This window comes from Nonomuraea sp. NPDC050227 (assembly GCF_044459705.1).
Lineage (GTDB): Bacteria > Actinomycetota > Actinomycetes > Streptosporangiales > Streptosporangiaceae > Nonomuraea.
The window spans coordinates 709,975-726,918 of record NZ_JBITJF010000002.1 but is presented as its reverse complement, the minus strand read 5'-3'; the positions used below and the strand labels follow the sequence as shown (position 1 = coordinate 726,918).

Genomic DNA, 16,944 nt, shown 5'->3' with positions numbered 1-16,944 from the left:
CACGATGACCCCCGACGCCGGGCACGAGGCGAGATACCGCGCCATCGCCGCCGACCTCGCCGCGAAGATCCGGTCGGGCCATTACGCCCCCGGAGAGGCGCTTCCTCCGCAACGGGAGCTGAGCGCCTCCTACGGGGTCACCCTCATGACGCTGCGCCAGGCGTTGCGTGAGCTCAGCGACGAGCACCTGATCGTGCAGCGGCCCGGCAAGGGCACGTACGTGGCCCCGCCCCACCTGGCCTACCAGCTCGGCTCGCTCCGCAGCCTGGCCGACGACCTGCGGGAACAGGGTCATGACGTGCGGACCGTGGTGGCCGGGCGGGCGATGCGCCGGGCCCCCGACCGGATCGCCGCGGAGCTGCGGCTGCGTCCCGGCGACACGGCTCTGCGGCTGGAGCGGGTGCGGGAGTTCGCCGGGCGGGCGGCCGTCCATCAGGTGTCGTGGGTGCGCAGGCCGGTGGCCGACCAGATCCGCGACCGTGACTTCACCGCCGTCTCCCTCTACGCGGCGCTCGCCGACGCGGGGGTGGCGGTCGCCCGCGCGTCGGAGGTGGTCGGGCCCGGCCTGCTCGACGCCGCCGCCGCGCGCCGCCTGAACGAGCCCGAGGGCAGCGCCGTGCTGGTCAGCACCCGGATCACCTACACGCCCGACGGCGTTCCCGTCGTGTCCGACCACGCCACCATCCTGGGCACCATGATGGAGATCCGTACCGAACGGGCGGCCACCGGCCTCTCGCTCGCCTGGCGGGCCACCAGCTAGCGCCTCACCGCAGGGCGGCGACGGCCTTGTCGACGTCGTCGTGGAAGGACAGCAGGCGGGTCAGCCCCATGATCTTGAACGGGTGCTCGATGTCCGGGCTGAGCCCGGCCAGCGCCAGGCCGGCGCCCGCGTCCTGGGCCCGCTGATGGGCGCTGACCAGCACGGAGATGCCGGTGGAGTCGCAGAACCGCAGCCCCGACATCTCGATCACCAGGCCGTCGCCGGGCGCGAGGCCGAGCTCGTCCAGGGCCTCGTGCAGGCGGGGGGAGGTGTGGTGGTCGAGGTCGCCGGCCACCGTGAGGACGCGGACGCGTCCCGAGTGGGGCTGAGAGGTGATGGTCAGACCGTGGTCGTGCTGCACTGGGGCTCCTCAGAACAGACGCCCGTCGAGCGGGCGGGGACGGACAGGGCGAGCACCGCGGTGTCGTCCGACACGCCGTCGCCGAGGGTCGTGATCAGTTTGTGCACCGTGGCCAGCAGGCCGTCGGCGCTGGTGGGGGCGGCGGCGGCCAGATAGGCGGCCAGGCCCTCATCGTCCAGCCTGGCCCCGGTGCCGGTGCGCGCCTCGGTCAGGCCGTCGGTGTAGAGCAGGAGGGCGTCGCCGGGCCCCAGGCGGGTGCTCACCTGGGCGAAGTACGGGTCGCGCAGGATGCCGATGAGCTGCCCGCCCTCGGGATGGACGGCCTCGACCGCGCCTGCGGCGCGCACCACCAGCGAGGGCGGATGCCCGCCGCCCGCCAGCGTGACCTCGAAGCCGCCCGCCACCGGGTCGAGCACGCCGAAGACCGCCGTGCAGTACGGCGGCGGCATGACCTGACCGGCGTGCTCCTGCTGCAGGACCGCGTCCAGGTTGGCCAGCACCGCGCACGGGTCGGGGTCGTAGACGGCGGCGGCGCGCAGGGTGTAGCGGACGAGCGAGGTCAGCACGGCCGCGTCGGCGCCCTTGCCGCAGACGTCCCCGAGGAAGAACGCCCAGCGGTTGCCGTCGAGCGGGAACAGGTCGTAGAAGTCGCCGCCGACCTCGTCCACCGAGACGGGGTGGTAGGCGGCGGCCGCGCGCAGGCCCGGCACCTCCGGCAGGGTGTGCGGGACGAGCGTCTGCTGCAGGGTGCGCGCCAGGCGCTCGGCGTCGGCGCGCAACGCGCGCTCGGTGGCCAGGGTGCGCGAGGCGGCCAGGCGCAGCTCCAGCTCGTCCATGACCAGGGCGGCCAGATCGCGCAGGGCGCTGACGTCCTCGTCCGCGGCCTGCCGGGGACGGACGTCCATGACGTTGACGCTGCCCACGCAGCGGCCGTCGGGGACGGTGATCGGGGCCGCCGCGAAGAAGCGCACGCCGGTCCCGCCGGACGGATCGGCGGCCATCGCCGGGTCGGCCGTGACGTCCGGGATCACGCACACCTCGCCCCGCGCGAGCACGGCGGCGCACAGGCTCTCCTCGCAGCCGCCGGGGAACGAGCCGGCCGGCGTGCCGTGGGCGGCCACCCGGCGCACCCCCTCGTCACCGGCGAACGTCACGGTCGCCATGGGGGCCTGGAACATGCGCGCCGCCAGCGAGGCCACCCGGTCCAGCGTCGCCTGGCCCGGCACGGCGGGGAGTTCGTGCCCCTGAAGGGCCGCCGCGCGGTGCGTGTCTTGGGCGGTGCTGACGTCCGGCTCCTTCCGCTCAGCTCCGCCGGCACAGGCGCCGAGCAGGGGCGGAGGCCCGACCCCCGGAGTGATTTGCCCTATTCTACCTACGGTCGAGGTGATACCTGACCTGCTGGTCCACGGCCGCGGCGGCATCACCGGCGCGACGCGGGGTAGGCGCGCCCGCAGCGAACGAGGGGGAGCCGGATGACACACGACGACCACGGTGAGCGGCGGCCGGCGGCGGCGGCCGGTGCCGGGATCTTCACCGTGGACGACGAGGTCGGCCGCGACCTGGCCGAGGTCGACTGGGAGGCGACCCCGCTCGGCAGTCCGGAGCACTGGCCGCAGAGCCTCCAGACGGCGGTCAGCATCCTGCTGTCGTCCCGGTTCTCCATGTGGATGGCGTGGGGGCCGGAGCTGACGTTCTTCTGCAACGCCGCCTACCGCCGCGACACGCTGGGCCAGAAGTACCCGTGGGCGCTGGGCCGGCCGGCCCGCGAGGTGTGGGCGGAGATCTGGGACGACATCGGCCCGCGGATCGACGCCGTCCTGACCACCGGGAAGGCGACCTGGGACGAGGCGCTGCTGCTGTTCCTGGAGCGGGCCGGCTACCCGGAGGAGACGTACCACACCTTCTCCTACAGCCCGCTGCGCGACGACGACGGCTCGGTGGTCGGCATGCTCTGCGTGGTCAGCGAGGAGACCGAGCGGGTCATCGGCGAACGCCGCATGGCCACCCTGCGCGATCTCGGCTCCGACCCCAGCGTGGTCCGCACCGAGCAGGAGATGCTCGCCTTCGCCTGCCGCCAGCTCGGCCGCAACCTCCAGGACCTGCCCTTCACCCTGACGTACCTGTTCGACGACGACGGCCGGGCGCGGCTGGCCGGCTCGACCGGGCTGCCCGCCGGGCATCCGGCCGCCCCTGCCGTCGTCCCGCCCGGCGACCCGGACGCGGTGTGGCCGGTCCAGGCCCCGGCCCGCGGCGAGCCGGCGCTCGTGGCGCTCGACGCGGCCCCGTACGCCGGGCTGCCGCCGGGGGAATGGCCGGAGCCGCCCACGCACGCGCTGGTGATGCCGCTGTTGCAGCAGGGAGGCAGGCCGTACGGGTTCCTGGTGGCCGCGCTCAACCGCTACCGCGCCCTGGACGACGGGTACCGCGGGTTCGTCGAGCTGGCCGCGGGGCACGTCGCCACCGGCATCTCCTCGGCCCGCAGCTACCAGGCCCAGCAGCGGCGGGCCGAGGAGCTGGCCGAGCTCGACCGGGCGAAGACCGTCTTCTTCTCCAACATCAGCCACGAGTTCCGCACGCCGCTCACCCTGATCATGGGCCCGGTGCAGGAGCTGCGGAACACGCTGGCCGGCGCCGCCCCCGAGGTGCGCCAGGACCTGGAGGTGGTCCACCGCAACGCCCTGCGCCTGGGCCGGCTCGTCAACACGCTGCTCGACTTCTCCCGGATCGAGGCCGGCCGCATGCAGGCCCGCTACGAGCCGGTCGACCTGGCGGCGGCGACCGCCGACCTGGCCAGCGTCTTCCGTTCGGCGGTCGACAAGGCCGGCCTGTCCTTCCAGGTGGACTGCCCGCCGCTGGACGAACCGGTCTACATCGACCGGACCATGTGGGAGAAGGTCGTGCTCAACCTGCTGAGCAACGCGCTGAAGTTCACCTTCGACGGCTCGATCGCCGTCCAGGTGGGCGTGCGGGACGGGCAGGCCGTGGTGACCGTCTCCGACACGGGCATCGGCGTCCCGGCCGAGGAGCTGCCGCGCCTGTTCGAACGGTTCCACCGGATCGAGAGCGCCCGCTCCCGCTCCAACGAGGGCAGCGGCATCGGGCTGGCTCTCGTCCAGGAGCTCGTCGGCCTGCACGGCGGCACGATCACCGCCGAGAGCGCCGAGGACAAGGGCACGACCTTCACCATCCGGCTGCCCTTCGGCGCCGACCACCTCCCGGCCGGGAGCCTGGTGCCGGCCCGCCCGGCGGAGTCGGTCCCGTCCGGCGCCGAGCCGTTCGTGCAGGAGGCGCTGCGCTGGCTGCCCGAGGACGACGTCACCGGCGCGGGGACGTCCTCGGACGTCTCGGCGGACGGCGGCGGCTCCCAGGGGCCGAGCGCCGGCCCGCCGGCCCGGGTGCTGATCGCCGACGACAACCGGGACATGCGCGAGTACCTCGTCCGGCTGCTCAAGGGCGCCGGCTACCACGTCACCGCCGTCGGCGACGGTCTCCAGGCGCTCGACGCCGTGCACGCCGAGGAGCCCGACCTCGTGGTCAGCGACGTGATGATGCCGCGCCTGGACGGCCTGGCCCTGGTCGCGGCCCTGCGGGCCGATCCGCGTACCGCCGGGGTGCCGGTGCTGCTGCTGTCGGCGCGCGCGGGGCAGGAGGCCTCGATCGAGGGCCTGGCGGCGGGCGCCGACGACTACCTGGTCAAGCCGTTCTCCGCGGCCGAGCTGCTGGCGCGGGCGCGGGCCAACGTGGAGCTGGCGCGGCTGCGCAACCATCACACCCGCTGGCGCAACGCCATGATCGACTCCTTGCAGGAGGCGTTCTTCGTGACCGACGAGGACGGCGCGGTGATCGAGATCAACTCGGCGTTCACCGACATCCTCGGCTACGGCCCCGACGGCCTGCCCTACCGGCCCCGGCACCCCTGGTGGCCGGACGAGCAGCGCGACCCGCAGGCCCACGGCCTGGTCGCCGAGGCGTTCGGCCGGCTCGTCGGCGAGGGCAGGGGCAGCGCGGTCATCCCCGTCACCCACCGCGACGGGCACCAGGTGTGGGTCGCGGTCACATTCAACTCGGTCACCGACCCAGACACCCGGCGGCGCCGCGTCGTGGGCACCCTGCGGGACGTGACCGCCGAGCACTACCTCGTGCAGCGCGAGAGCGCGCTCGCCGCGCTGGGCCTGCGCGTCTCGCAGGCGGGCAACATGAACGACGCCCTGGCCGGCGGGCTGGACGCGCTGCAGGAGGTCTGGCACGCCCGGCAGGTCGCGGCCGTCGTCTGGGACGAGGACGGCTCCCGCGGCCTGGTCGCCGCGCCGTCCGGCCCGGCCTGGCAGGACCTGCCGGAACAGGTGCGGGCCAAGCTGGCGGGCCTGCGCGAGCAGCCGCCCCTGCGGGCCGTCGCCTCCGAGACGGACGGGGCCGGCATCACCCTGGAGCACCCCGAGGGCCTGCTCGCCGTCTGGATCGACGTGGGCCAGAACCGGCCGTTCACCCACGAGGACCAGACCCTGCTGGCGCTGCTGGCCGGCCACCTGGGCCAGGCGCTGCACCGGGTGCACCAGCTCGACCAGCAGCGCGAGGCGGCCGTGGCGCTCCAGCGCGCCATCCTCGGCCCGTCCCGGCTGCCCAGCGGCTTCGCCGTGCGCTACGAGCCCGCCACCAGCCCGCTGGAGGTCGGCGGCGACTGGTACGACATCGTGCCGCTGTCCGGCGAGCGCATCGGCATCGTCGTCGGCGACTGCGTGGGGCGCGGGCTGGAGGCCGCGGCCGTCATGGGACAGCTGCGCAGCGCCTGCCGGGCCCTGCTGCTCCAGGACGCCGGGCCCGCCCAGGTGTTCACCGCGCTCGACCGGTTCGCCGCCCTCATCCCGGGCGCCAAGTGCACCACCGCCTTCTGCGGCGTCCTGGACACCGCCACCGGCGACCTCGTCTACTCCAGCGCCGGCCATCCCCCCGGCATCCTGGCCCACGCCGACGGCAGCACCGAGCTGCTGCAGGAGGGCCGCTCGACGCCGCTGGCCGTACGGTCGGCCCGCGGGCGCACCGAGGCCAGGTGCACCATGCCGCCCCGGTCCACCCTGCTGCTCTACACCGACGGCCTGGTCGAGCGGCGGCGGCGTCCGCTGACCGCGGGCATCGGCGAGGCCAGCACCGCCGTCCAGGTCGGGCGGTCCATCCCGATCGAGGAACTGGCCAGCGACGTCATGTCCTCCCTCGCCCCGGACGGCGGCTTCAACGACGACGTCGCGCTGCTGCTCTACCGCCAGCCCGCCCCGCTGGAGGTGGACTTCCCGGCCGAGTCGAGCCAGCTCGCCCCCGTGCGCTCGGCACTGCGGGAGTGGCTGGCCCGCTGCCAGCTCACCCCTTCGCTGGTGCAGAACGTGCTCGTGGCGGCGGGGGAGGCGTGCGCCAACGCGATCGAGCACGGCCACCGCAACGCCCCCGGCCGGACGATCCGCCTGCGGGCCGTCGCCACCCCCGGCGACCTGCGGCTCACCGTCGCCGACACCGGCCGCTGGAAGCCTCCGGAGCCGGAGGCGAACCCGCACCGGGGCCGGGGCGTGGCGCTCATGCGCGCCCTGATGAACGAGGTCACCATCGAACCCGGCGCGGCCGGTACCACCGTCGACATGCAAGCGAGGATCAGCTCATGACCACCCCTCTGACCCTTGCGGCCTCGACGCGGCCGGACGGCACCCAGGTGCTGGCCGCCGCCGGCGAGATCGACATGAGCAACGCCGGGGCCCTGGAGGAGGCGCTGGCCCGAACCGGCGACAGCATGGTGCTCGTCGACCTGAGCGAGGTGGAGTACCTGGACAGCGCGGGCCTGACCGTGCTGTTCACGCACGCCTCACGGATCCGGCTCGTCGCCAACCCGGTGCTCGAACCCGTCCTGACGATCGCCGGCTTCGCCGACGTCGCCGCCATCCAGGAGATCACGTACGTCGACCCGTCCCAGGACGGCCACAGCGCCTGAACGCCGCCGGCTGCGCTTCTTGGACACGCCCTGGCCCGAGGCGGGGATCACGCGTCCCGCTCGTCCCGCCAGCCGCCGGGTTCGGGATGGTAGCCGTAGGCGGCGGCCCGCACCGTGTCCTCGTCCTCCAGCCCGGAGCCGATCGTGCCGCCGACGGTGGCCAGCGAGCTGATGATCCAGGCCAGCTTCAGATAGTCGGTGAGATCGACCGGCCGCTGCAGGTTCCGTGCCAGCACGGAGGTGTCGATCAGCAGCGCCGCGACGAGTGTCGTTCCGGCGAACAGCACCAGATAGGACACCGCGGCGGCCAGGGTGAGGGTGAGGACCGTGCCCAGGTTGAACAGCCGGGCCAGCTCGGCCGATGTCTCCCGGTCCTCGGAGGTGTCAGTGAGCAGCCGGCTCACGAGACCCGGGATGGCGGCGCGGAGCGCTCGCAGCTGGCACAGCCCCAGCGCGGGCAGGGACACCGCCGCGACGCGGCGCCGGGCGGACGTCTGCGCGACCAGCGGCACCCGCTCGGTGTGCAGCGGCAGGTCGGTCAGGCAGATCGCGACGTCCCACCGGGCGTCGGCGCGCCGGCGGGCGAGATCGTCGAGCAGCGCCTCGACCCCGCCGTCGCGGCGCGGCGCCACGTCACCCCAGCCTGCCCGGACGGTCCACCGCACGTGCGGGTCCACCTGCTCGGCGAGCCGGTCGGCCAGCTCGGCGGCGAGCCGCGCGACCACCTGCGCCGGATAGTCCGGCGGGGTCGCCACGAGCCCGACGACGATCTCCGGCCGATGCTGCTCACTGATGGCCATGAGCGCTCCTCGCCGGTAGCCGGGTGGATCCCGGGACCGAATACCCACAGTCGCGCGGCACATGCATCGTGTATCGGGTGATGCTCCGGCGCCGGGATGGACAAGGTCCAGGTGGATATCGTCCAGTCGGGCAAGCCGGTCGCCCGACGACCTGCGGCGTTCGGGCTCCTCGTGCCGGCACGACATGGCGACGTCCGGCCCGTCGTGGACGACCATCCAGACGACCTCCACCTTTCTTGCCTGAATCCGCTGGTGTCAGCCGTTTTGTCGGGGGCAAGGGACGCGGGGGCGTCAGCAGACCGGAGGCCGCCTGCGGCGTACGCATCAACCACTGCAACCTGCGTTAGGACACATGATGACCGACAAATTCGCCCGTGCGCTCGGGTGGGCCAGCCTCGCGCTGGGCGCGGCGCAACTGGGGGCACCACGGGCGGTGACCCGCCTGTGCGGCGTCGACGACGCGCCCGGGGCCACGGCCGTCGCCAGGCTCGTCGGCGGGCGCGAGCTCCTGCACGCCGCGCTGCTGCTCGGCGCCAAGAACCCCGCTCAGTGGGTGTGGACCAGGGTCGCCGGCGACACGATGGACCTCGGCGTCCTGGGCCGGGCCGCGGCCGGCCGCACCGGCGCCCGCCGCACCCGCGCGCTGGCCGCGCTCGGCGCCGTCGCCGGCCTCACCGTCCTGGACGCCGCCTGCGCCCGGCGCGGCACCGCCAAGGCCAAGGGCCCGCTGCAGGTGCGCGCCTCCATCACCATCAACAAGCCCCGCGACGACGTCTACCGCTTCTGGCGCGACCTGGAGAACCTGCCCACGTTCATGGGCCACCTGGACTCGGTGCGCACCATCAACCAGCGCCACTCCCGCTGGAAGGCCAAGGGCCCGATCGTCGACCTGGAGTGGGAGGCCGAGATCATCGACGAGCGGTTCGGCGACCTGATCGCCTGGCGGTCGGTTCCCGGCACCGGCATCGCCACCGCCGGCCTGGTCGGCTTCACCGACGGTCCCGCCGGGCACGGCACGGTCGTGGACGTCTCCCTGGAGTACGGCGCGCCCGGCCGCAAGCTCGCCGCCGCCGTCGCCCGCATGTTCGGCGAACACCCCGAGCAGCAGCTCCGCGACGACCTGCGCCGCTTCAAACAGGTCATGGAGACCGGCGAGGTGGTCCGCTCCGAGGGCAGCCCCGAGGGGCACCGCGCCCGGCGCCAGCTCCACCAGCGTCCCGCACAACCGATCGGAGGACGGGCATGAAGGCCAACGTGTGGGCGGGCCGCAACCGCCTGGAGATCCAAGACGTCCCGGACCCGCAGATCCTCAACGCGCGTGACGCGATCGTCCGCGTCACCTCGACCGCGATCTGCGGCTCCGACCTGCACCTCGTGGACGGCTACATCCCGACCGTCAAGAAGGGCGACATCCTCGGCCACGAGTTCATGGGCGAGGTCGTCGAGGTCGGCCCCGGCGTGCGCAACCTGCACGCCGGGGACCGCGTCGTGGTGCCGTTCCCCATCGCCTGCGGGGCCTGCTTCGCCTGCGAGGCCGAGCTGTACTCGCTGTGCGAGAACTCCAACCCCAACGCGGGCATGGCCGAGAAGCTGATGGGCCACGCGCCCGCCGGGATCTTCGGGTACTCCCACATGCTGGGCGGCTTCGCCGGCGGGCAGGCCGAGTACGTGCGCGTCCCGTTCGCCGACGTCGGCCCCATCAAGATCGAGGACGACCTGACCGACGAGCAGGTGCTGTTCCTGTCGGACATCTTCCCGACGGGCTTCATGGGTGCGGAGATGTGCGACATCAAGCCGGGCCACACCATCGCGATCTGGGGCGCGGGGCCGGTCGGGCAGTTCGCCGCGGCCAGCGCGTTCCTGCTCGGCGCCGAGCGGGTCATCGTCATCGACCGGTTCCCGTACCGGCTGCGGCGGGTCCAGCGCACCGGCGCCGAGGTGCTCAACTACGAGGAGGTGAACGTGCTGGACGCACTGCGCGACATGACCGGCGGGCGCGGCCCCGACGCCTGCATCGACGCCGTCGGCATGGAGGCCCACCACCCGACCCCCGCCATGTACGCCTACGACCGCACCAAGCAGGCCGCCCGGATGGAGACCGAGCGGCCGTACGCGCTGCGCGAGGCCATCATGGCCTGCCGGAACGGCGGCGTGGTCTCCGTCATCGGCGTCTACGGCGGATTCGTCGACAAGTTCCCGATGGGCACCGTCATGAACCGGTCGCTGACCATCCGCACCGGACAGTGCCACGTGCAGCGCTACACCGAGCCGCTGCTGCAGCGGATCCGCGCGGGCGAGATCGACCCGAGCTTCGTCGTCTCGCACCGCATGCCGCTCAGCGAGGCGCCGCGCGGGTTCGAGCTGTTCAAGCACAAGCAGGACGAGTGCAACAAGGTCGTCCTCACTCCGTAAGCCCGCCTTCGCGGCCCATAGCCGGTTCCGCCCGATTTCCTCGGCGGCCCGCCGCTCCGCCAAGGCGGCGGAGCGGCGGGCCACAGCGACGGTGAGCGGCGTATGACCAGGACCCCGTTCAGGCCGGGTAGGCGTGCGTCTCGGTGGCCTTGACGGAGGCCCAGATCCGCTGGCCGGGGGTCAGGTCGAGGTCGGCGACGGCGGCCGGGGTGATGTCGGCGAAGGCCGTCAGGGGGCCGTCGAGGTGCACGCGCACGTTGTCGCCGTGCCGTTCGATGCCCTCGATCCGGGCTTGCCACAGGTTGCGCGGGCTGCCGTCGGGGCGGCTGCGGTACAACGCCACGGCCGCGGGCGGGAAGGCCACGAACGCCGGCCCGTCGAGCTCCTCCGACGTGTGCAGCAGCACCTCGCCGACCTTGACCCGCACGCCCTCGGCCACGCCGCGATAGAGGTTGAGCCCGACCAGGCGGGCCACGTAGTCGGTACGCGGATGGCGGGCGACCTCGGCCGGCGGGCCCTCCTGCACGACCGTGCCGTGCTCGATGACGATCAGCCGGTCGGCCAGCACCATCGCGTCGAGCGGGTCGTGGGTGACCAGCACGGTCGCGCCCTCGAAGTCGGCCAGATGGCGGCGCAGCTGGGAGCGGATCTCCAGCCGGGTGTGGGCGTCGAGCGCGGCCAGCGGCTCGTCCAGCAGCAGCAACTCGGGCCGCACGGCCAGCGCGCGGGCGAGGGCGACCCGCTGCGCCTGCCCGCCGGACAGCCGTCGCGGCCTGGCGGCGGCGTGGGCGGCGAGGCCGACCCGCTCCAGCAGCGCGGCGGCCGTCCGGCGGGCCTCGGCCTTGGGCACGCCCTGGCAGCGCGGCCCGAAGGCGACGTTGTCGAGCGCCGACAGGTGCGGGAAGAGCAGGTAGTCCTGGAAGACCATGCCGATCGGGCGGCCCTCGGCGGGCAGCGTGTGCAGCGGCGCGCCGCCCAGGCTGATCCGCCCGCCGGTCATCGGGGTGAGCCCGGCCAGGGCGCGCAGGGCGGTGGTCTTGCCGGCGCCGTTGGGGCCGAGCAGCGCCACCACCTCGCCGGCGGCGACCCGCAGCGAGACGTCGAGGGTGAAGGCCGGCCGGGTGACCACCAGACGGGCGTCGAGGGTCACGGCGCGCTCACCCACCGGTCGCGCAGGCTGGCCAGGATGACCACCGAGACGGCCAGCAGCACCAGGCTGAGCACGATCGCCGCCTCCGGCTCGGTCTCCAGCGCCAGGTAGACCGCCAGCGGCATCGTGCGGGTGGTGCCGGGGAAGTTGCCGGCGAACGTGATCGTCGCCCCGAACTCGCCCAGCGCCCGCGCCCAGCACAACACGGCCCCGGCCACCACGCCCGGCATCACCATGGGCAGCGTCACCCGGCGGAACACCGTCCAGCGGGAGGCGCCGAGCGTCGCGGCGGCCTCCTCGAAGCGCTGGTCGGCGCCGCGCAGCGCGCCCTCCACGCTGATCACCAGGAAGGGCATCGCGACGAACGCCTCTGCGACGATCACACCGGCCGTGGTGAACGGCAGCGTGATGCCGAAGGCGGACTCCAGCCACTGCCCGGCCAGGCCGCGCCGCCCCAGCACCAGCAGCAGCGCCACGCCGCCGACCACCGGCGGCAGCACCAGCGGCACGGTGACCAGCGCGCGCACCAGCCGCCGCCCCGGGAACGACACCCGCGCCAGCAACCAGGCCAGCGGCACGCCGAGCAGCAGGCAGAAGGCCGTGGCGACGGTGGCGCACAGCAGCGACAACCGCAGCGCCTCCAGCACGTGCGGCTCGGCCAGCCGCTGGAGCAGCGTGGACCAGGGGGCCCGGATCAGCAGCCCGGCCAGCGGCAGCACCAGGAACGCCAGCCCCGCCAGCGCGGGCACGACCAGCATCCACGGCGCCCGCCCCGAGATCTCACGGCCCGCGGCCGGGCGCCCGGCGGGCGGGTCCGCCGGGCCCGGACGCCGGGAGCGAGCGCTCACGCGGCCTCGAAACCGGCCTTGGCCAGGACGTCCTTGCCCTGCTGGGACAGCACCAGGTCGACGAACTGCTTGGCCAGGTCGCCGGCCGGGGCCTTGGTCAGGGCCGCGATCGGGTAGTCGTTGATCGCCTGGGCGGCCTCGGGGAAGTCGATGCCGGTCACCTTGCCGCCGGAGGCGATCACGTCGGTGCGGTAGACCAGCGCGGCGTCCACCTCGCCCAGCTGCACCTTGGTGAGGGTGGCCTTGACGTCCTGTTCCAGGGTCACCGGCGTGACCTTGAGACCGGCCGCGCCGAGCGCCTTGACCGCGGCGGCCCCGCACGGCACCTGCTCGGCGCAGAGCGCCACCTTCACCGCGGGGTCGGCCAGGTCCTTCAGCTCGTCGACCTTGGCCGGGTTGGCGGCGGGCACGGCGATCTGCAGCTTGTTGCGGACGAACGTGGCCGGGGCGCCCGCGAGGGAGGCGTCGGTGACCGTCTTCATGGTGGCCGGGCTGGCGGCGGCGAACACGTCGGCGGGGGCGCCCTGGACGATCTGCTGGGCCAGGGTGGCGCTGGAGCCGAAGTTGAACCTCACCGTCGTTCCCGGATGGGCGCTCTCGAAGCGCTTGCCGAGCTCGGTGAACGTGCCGGTCAGCGAGGCCGCCGCGAACACCGTCACCTCCCCGGCGCCCCCACCGGCGGACGCGGCGGGAGCGGACGAGGCGGACGTGGCCGGCGCGCCCGAGCCGCAGCCGGCCAGGCCGGCCAGCGCGAAGGCGACGGGCAGGGCGATCGACCATCGGGAAAGACGCCTGAACACCAAGGGGGGCTCCTCACACCTGACTGGCCACGCGCTCGTGGCCGGGGATCTCCACGACGACGTTGGTGGACTTGATCACGGCGACCGCCACCACCCCCACCTGGAGGCCCAGCTCGTCGGCCGCCTGCCGGCTCATCAGCGACACCACGCGGAACGGCCCGGCGGCGATCTCGACCTGGGCCATCACCGCGTCGCGGATCACCTCGGTCACGATGCCGCGGAAGCGGTTGCGCGCCGAGGAGCGGCCGCCCTCGCCGTCGGACTCGATCTGCGAGCGGGCGAAGGCCGCCAGGTCGGCGCCGTCGACGCGCCGGTGGCCGTGCTCGTCGCGCTCGGCCGCCAGCCGGCCCGCGTCGACCCACCGCCGGACGGTGTCGGAGCTGACCCCGAGCAGCGCCGCGGCCTCGCTGATCCGGAACGTCGTCACAAGCCCACACCCTACCTTCCGCATAATCCACCCTGAAGCCCCGCCTGGCTACGCAACAGCGACCCGATCATCGGGCATGCCATCGCATTCACGAGAGCACGCCCGGCGACCGCGCCCGGTCACCGCCGCCGGACCATCTTCCCGCCCCGCGTCAGCGCGGCGTGACGCTCGCCGGCGACCTGTGGACAACGGCCGCCACGGCGAGCGCCACGACCACCAGCAGGGCGCTGACCCACAGCGCCGACCGGTAGCCGAGCCCGGCGGCGATGGCCGCGCCGCCGAGCGCCGGGCCCGCGGTGGCCCCCACGTTGAGCGCCGCCGTGGCGAAGGAGCCGCCGAGCGAGGGCGCCGCGGCGGCGGCGTACAGGACGCGGGCGATCAGGGTCGAGCCGACCGCGAAGGACAGCGCGCCCTGGACGAAGACCAGCACGAACGCCGCGGCCGGAACGTCCGCCGCGACCGCGAACAGCGCCCACCCGGCCGGCAAGGCGAGCCCGCCCGCGACCAGCACCAGCGCCGGCCGCGCGTCCGACAGCCGGCCCGCGGCGGTCACCCCGGCGAACGACCCCAGCCCGAACAGCGCGAGCAGCACCGGCACCCACCCCTCGGAGACGCCGCTCACCTCGGTGAGCAGCGGCGACAGGTAGGTGAAGGTGCCGAAGGTGGCGGCGTTGACCAGCGCGCCCAGCGCCAGCGCGACCAGCAGGCGCGGCTCGCGCAACGCCCGCAGCTCGTGCCGGGCCCGCGGACGGGCGCTCTCCTGCCCGCCGGCCGGCACCGACCGCACGACCGCGACGACGGCCGGCAGCGACACCAGCGCCACCGCCCAGAACGCCGACCGCCAGCCGAACGCCTGGCCGAGCACGGCGCCCGCGGGCACCCCGGCGACGCACGCCAGCGTGATCCCGCCGAGCAGGACGGACGTGGCCCGGCCCTTGGCGTCGGGGGCGGCCATGCCGGCCGCCGTCGCCAGGCCCACGGCGAGGAAACCGGCGTTGGCCAGCGCCCCGAGGACGCGGGTGACTAGCAGCACGGCGAAGTCGGTGGTGAGCGCGCCCGCCACGTGCACGAGCACGAAGGCGACGAGGAAGACGAGCAGCGCCTGCCGGCGTGGCCAGCGCAGGCTGAGCAGCGCCATGAGCGGCGCCCCGACGACCATGCCCGCGGCGAACGCGGACGTCAGCGCGCCCGCGGCCGGGACGGACACGCCCAGGTCGGCGGCGATGGCCGGAACCAGCCCGGACAGCATGAACTCCGACGTTCCCTGGGCGAACACGGCCAGCCCGAGAACGTAGATGGCGAAAGGCACGAGCGGTACTCCAAAAAGCAGCACGAAGGAACGCGGCGCGCCGGCGGCACAGCGGGGCGCGGGCGCTACCGCGAGGAGGGAAGGCCCGGGTTCGACGCCACGACGGTGGCGGAACAGCCGGGAGGAACCGGTCCGTACGAAGGTGATCGGATGCCGGAGGGGCGCGCGGTCTCAGGGACGGCGCGGCCGCAGGACATCACGAGAAGCCACCGACGATCGGTGGCTAGCGTCTTGACGCCTCGGGACCGGACATGCGCCACACCCTAGCCGGAGATCATGGAAGCCGTCCACCGGGTTCCCGCGCGGCCGGTCACGTGGTCTCGGCGCTGAGTGCCTGGGCCACGGGCCGGCGGGCGGCCAGCCGGGCGGGCAGGGCGACGAACGCCGCGGTCGCCAGGAGGGTGGCCGGCACGGCGGCGGCCAGCCATGAGAAGGGGGCCTGCACCGAGTTCCCGGCCGCGAAGAGCGAGAGCAGGCCGAGGCCCAGGGGGACGCCGACGACGGCGCCGGGCAGGCTGGGCAGCAGCTGGGCGCTGGACAGGCCCGCGGCGACCTGCCCGGGAGTGGCGCCGAGCGTGCGGGCGACGGCCATGGTGGCGCGCGCCTCCATGGCGGTGGTCCAGGTGAGCGTGACGGTGTTGACGATGGCCAGGACGATCAGCAGGGCGGTGACGGCGAGCATCAGCCGGCGGTCCTGCTCGCCGCGCAGGTTGGGCAGCACGGAGGAGCCGTCCAGGCCGTAGCCGCGTTCCGGCTGGACGTGGAGGGTCAGCAGGGCGACCATCGCGATCACCGTGGTGGCGGTGGAGCACGCCTGGAGCACCGCCCGGCCGGGCCGGCGGGCGGTCAGCCGCAGCCCGAGCAGGAGCGGCGTGGGCAGCAGCGCCGACAGGGCGGTGATCAGGGGCCGGTGCCGGGGCGGGCGCGCGGTCGCGGACAGCGCGCTGACGGTGGCCGTCCGCATGGCGCGCAGCGTGGGACGCAGCGTGGACAGCACCGCGACCGCCACGGCCAGGACGGTCGCGGTGACCACGACGGAGCCGCCGAGCTCGGCCGCGTCGCCGATCCGGCTGGCCGTGGGGCCGGCCAGGGCGGGCGCGGTCAGGCGGGCGATCGCCAGCCCCAGCGCGTCGCCGGCCAGCGCGAGCGCCAGGTACTCGGTGAGCAGGACGGTGGCGATCAGCCCGGGGGTGGCGCCGACGGCCTTGAGCAGCCCGGCCCGGCGCGTCTGCGCGGCTGCCCGCCCGGCGGCCAGCGCCGCGACCCCGGTGACGGCCAGGAAGCTGAGCAGCCAGCTCCCGACCACCAGGATCGGCTGGCTGTCCTTGAGGATGGCGGTGTCCTGCTCGGCCGTGAACTGCCAGGAGTGGAAGTTGACCCGCAGGTCCGGGTCGCGGTGCGCGTCGCGGAACGCCTCGGTGGCGGCGGGGTCGCGCAGCCTGAGGTCGATGGCCGTGGTGACCGGCAGGCGCCGGGCGGAGGCCAGCGTGCGGGCGTCCGAGCTGGTCAGCCAGGCCAGGCCGGCGTAGTCGCTGGGGCCGCCGCCCGGCCCGATCTGCGCCGCCCAGGGGTAGACGGAGGTGGCCGCGGTGACGGCGATCCCGACGACGGGGTACGGCCGGCCGGCGATGGTGACCCGGTCGCCGACGCCGACGTCCAGGGCGGTGGCGAAGCCGCGTTCGAGGACGGCGCCGCCGGGGCGCACCCACCGGCCCGAGGTCACCAGCGGCCGGTTGACCGGGCCGGGCCGCTCGGCGAAGCCGTGCACCACCACCTGGGACGACGTCGAGCCACGCGCGGTGAGGTCGGCATAGACGATGCGGTACGGGCCGTGGTGCGCGGCCACCTCGGGGGCGTCCGCCAGCGAGGCCAGGGCGGAGGTCGCCGCGCGGCCCGAGCCGCCGGACAGTGCCACCACGTCCGGTCCGGCGGTGGCCGCGCGGGTCTGCGCGTACAGGGAGCGGCTGGCGTCGCCCAGGGACAGGCCCAGGGCCATCGTCGCGGTGGCCACGGTCACCGCGAGCAGCAGCATCGCGGCCTGGACGCGGTGCCGCCGCACGTCGGCCAGCACCAGCCGGGTGACGAGCAGGACAGTGCCCATGACGG

At 74.4% G+C, this 16,944-nt stretch carries 14 protein-coding genes; 5 read left to right on the top strand and 9 right to left on the bottom strand.

The features are described from left to right. The first annotated feature begins 4 nt into the window (after positions 1-4). On the top strand, positions 5-760 hold the full coding sequence (locus tag ACIBK9_RS10645; RefSeq protein WP_397156951.1) for a GntR family transcriptional regulator: 756 nt from the start codon (positions 5-7) through the stop codon (positions 758-760). Between the two features lie 4 nt (positions 761-764). On the opposite strand, the gene ACIBK9_RS10640 is transcribed toward ACIBK9_RS10645, so the two are convergent. Both ACIBK9_RS10640 and ACIBK9_RS10635 read right to left on the bottom strand, forming a co-directional pair. Then, positions 765-1,121, bottom strand: a complete 357-nt coding sequence (locus ACIBK9_RS10640) for an STAS domain-containing protein (protein ID WP_397156949.1) — start codon at positions 1,119-1,121, stop codon at positions 765-767. Further along, complete coding sequence (locus ACIBK9_RS10635) at positions 1,100-2,347, bottom strand: PP2C family protein-serine/threonine phosphatase (RefSeq protein ID WP_397156947.1); 1,248 nt, start codon at positions 2,345-2,347, stop codon at positions 1,100-1,102. The genes ACIBK9_RS10640 and ACIBK9_RS10635 overlap by 22 nt, the downstream gene beginning before the upstream one ends. Before the next feature lie 246 nt (positions 2,348-2,593). Here ACIBK9_RS10635 and ACIBK9_RS10630 point away from each other — a divergent pair, with 246 nt between their 5' ends. Further along, positions 2,594-6,769: a SpoIIE family protein phosphatase gene (locus ACIBK9_RS10630; RefSeq protein WP_397156945.1), complete on the top strand. Its 4,176-nt coding sequence runs from the start codon at positions 2,594-2,596 to the stop codon at positions 6,767-6,769. Then, entirely contained in the window at positions 6,766-7,092 is a 327-nt protein-coding gene (locus ACIBK9_RS10625; RefSeq protein WP_358286916.1) for an STAS domain-containing protein, read from the top strand. The genes ACIBK9_RS10630 and ACIBK9_RS10625 overlap by 4 nt, the downstream gene beginning before the upstream one ends. Positions 7,093-7,139: 47 nt before the next feature. On the opposite strand, the gene ACIBK9_RS10620 is transcribed toward ACIBK9_RS10625, so the two are convergent. Further along, positions 7,140-7,892, bottom strand: a complete 753-nt coding sequence (locus ACIBK9_RS10620; protein ID WP_397156942.1) for a hypothetical protein — start codon at positions 7,890-7,892, stop codon at positions 7,140-7,142. A gap of 352 nt (positions 7,893-8,244) precedes the next feature. On the opposite strand from ACIBK9_RS10620, the gene ACIBK9_RS10615 reads away from it, so the two are divergent. Together ACIBK9_RS10615 and ACIBK9_RS10610 are read left to right on the top strand one after the other, a co-directional pair. Beyond that, positions 8,245-9,138 (top strand): SRPBCC family protein, encoded by an 894-nt coding sequence (locus ACIBK9_RS10615; RefSeq protein ID WP_397156940.1) that lies wholly within the window; start codon positions 8,245-8,247, stop codon positions 9,136-9,138. Next, the gene (locus tag ACIBK9_RS10610; RefSeq protein WP_397156938.1) at positions 9,135-10,304 is read left to right on the top strand and encodes a zinc-dependent alcohol dehydrogenase; all 1,170 of its coding nucleotides are present in this window, start codon (positions 9,135-9,137) and stop codon (positions 10,302-10,304) included. Before ACIBK9_RS10615 ends, ACIBK9_RS10610 begins: the two co-directional genes overlap by 4 nt. A gap of 118 nt (positions 10,305-10,422) precedes the next feature. Here the strand turns inward: ACIBK9_RS10610 and ACIBK9_RS10605 are convergent, their stop codons facing one another. The 6 genes from ACIBK9_RS10605 to ACIBK9_RS10580 form a co-directional block, all read right to left on the bottom strand. After that, positions 10,423-11,469, bottom strand: a complete 1,047-nt coding sequence (locus ACIBK9_RS10605; protein WP_397156936.1) for an ABC transporter ATP-binding protein — start codon at positions 11,467-11,469, stop codon at positions 10,423-10,425. Beyond that, positions 11,451-12,212 (bottom strand): ABC transporter permease, encoded by a 762-nt coding sequence (locus ACIBK9_RS10600; protein ID WP_364336169.1) that lies wholly within the window; start codon positions 12,210-12,212, stop codon positions 11,451-11,453. The genes ACIBK9_RS10605 and ACIBK9_RS10600 overlap by 19 nt, the downstream gene beginning before the upstream one ends. An 86-nt stretch (positions 12,213-12,298) precedes the next feature. Further along, positions 12,299-13,102 (bottom strand): molybdate ABC transporter substrate-binding protein, encoded by an 804-nt coding sequence (gene modA / locus ACIBK9_RS10595; RefSeq protein ID WP_397156934.1) that lies wholly within the window; start codon positions 13,100-13,102, stop codon positions 12,299-12,301. A 13-nt stretch (positions 13,103-13,115) separates the two neighbouring features. Beyond that, the gene (locus ACIBK9_RS10590) at positions 13,116-13,529 is read right to left on the bottom strand and encodes a helix-turn-helix transcriptional regulator (RefSeq protein ID WP_357979097.1); all 414 of its coding nucleotides are present in this window, start codon (positions 13,527-13,529) and stop codon (positions 13,116-13,118) included. A gap of 151 nt (positions 13,530-13,680) precedes the next feature. Beyond that, positions 13,681-14,838 (bottom strand): Cmx/CmrA family chloramphenicol efflux MFS transporter, encoded by a 1,158-nt coding sequence (locus ACIBK9_RS10585; RefSeq protein WP_397156932.1) that lies wholly within the window; start codon positions 14,836-14,838, stop codon positions 13,681-13,683. A gap of 310 nt (positions 14,839-15,148) precedes the next feature. After that, entirely contained in the window at positions 15,149-16,939 is a 1,791-nt protein-coding gene (locus ACIBK9_RS10580) for an FtsX-like permease family protein (RefSeq protein WP_397156930.1), read from the bottom strand. Positions 16,940-16,944 lie beyond the last annotated feature (5 nt).

Bases quoted from the DNA above. Each gene is read 5' to 3' on its own strand.
- ACIBK9_RS10645 (WP_397156951.1), top strand. From the start codon at position 5: ATGACCCCCGACGCCGGGCACGAGGCGAGATACCGCGCCATCGCCGCC.
- ACIBK9_RS10630 (WP_397156945.1), top strand. From the start codon at position 2,594: ATGACACACGACGACCACGGTGAGCGGCGGCCGGCGGCGGCGGCCGGT.
- ACIBK9_RS10625 (WP_358286916.1), top strand. From the start codon at position 6,766: ATGACCACCCCTCTGACCCTTGCGGCCTCGACGCGGCCGGACGGCACC.
- ACIBK9_RS10620 (WP_397156942.1), bottom strand. From the start codon at position 7,892: ATGGCCATCAGTGAGCAGCATCGGCCGGAGATCGTCGTCGGGCTCGTG.
- ACIBK9_RS10615 (WP_397156940.1), top strand. From the start codon at position 8,245: ATGATGACCGACAAATTCGCCCGTGCGCTCGGGTGGGCCAGCCTCGCG.
- ACIBK9_RS10610 (WP_397156938.1), top strand. From the start codon at position 9,135: ATGAAGGCCAACGTGTGGGCGGGCCGCAACCGCCTGGAGATCCAAGAC.
- ACIBK9_RS10600 (WP_364336169.1), bottom strand. From the start codon at position 12,212: ATGCTGGTCGTGCCCGCGCTGGCGGGGCTGGCGTTCCTGGTGCTGCCG.
- ACIBK9_RS10580 (WP_397156930.1), bottom strand. From the start codon at position 16,939: ATGGGCACTGTCCTGCTCGTCACCCGGCTGGTGCTGGCCGACGTGCGG.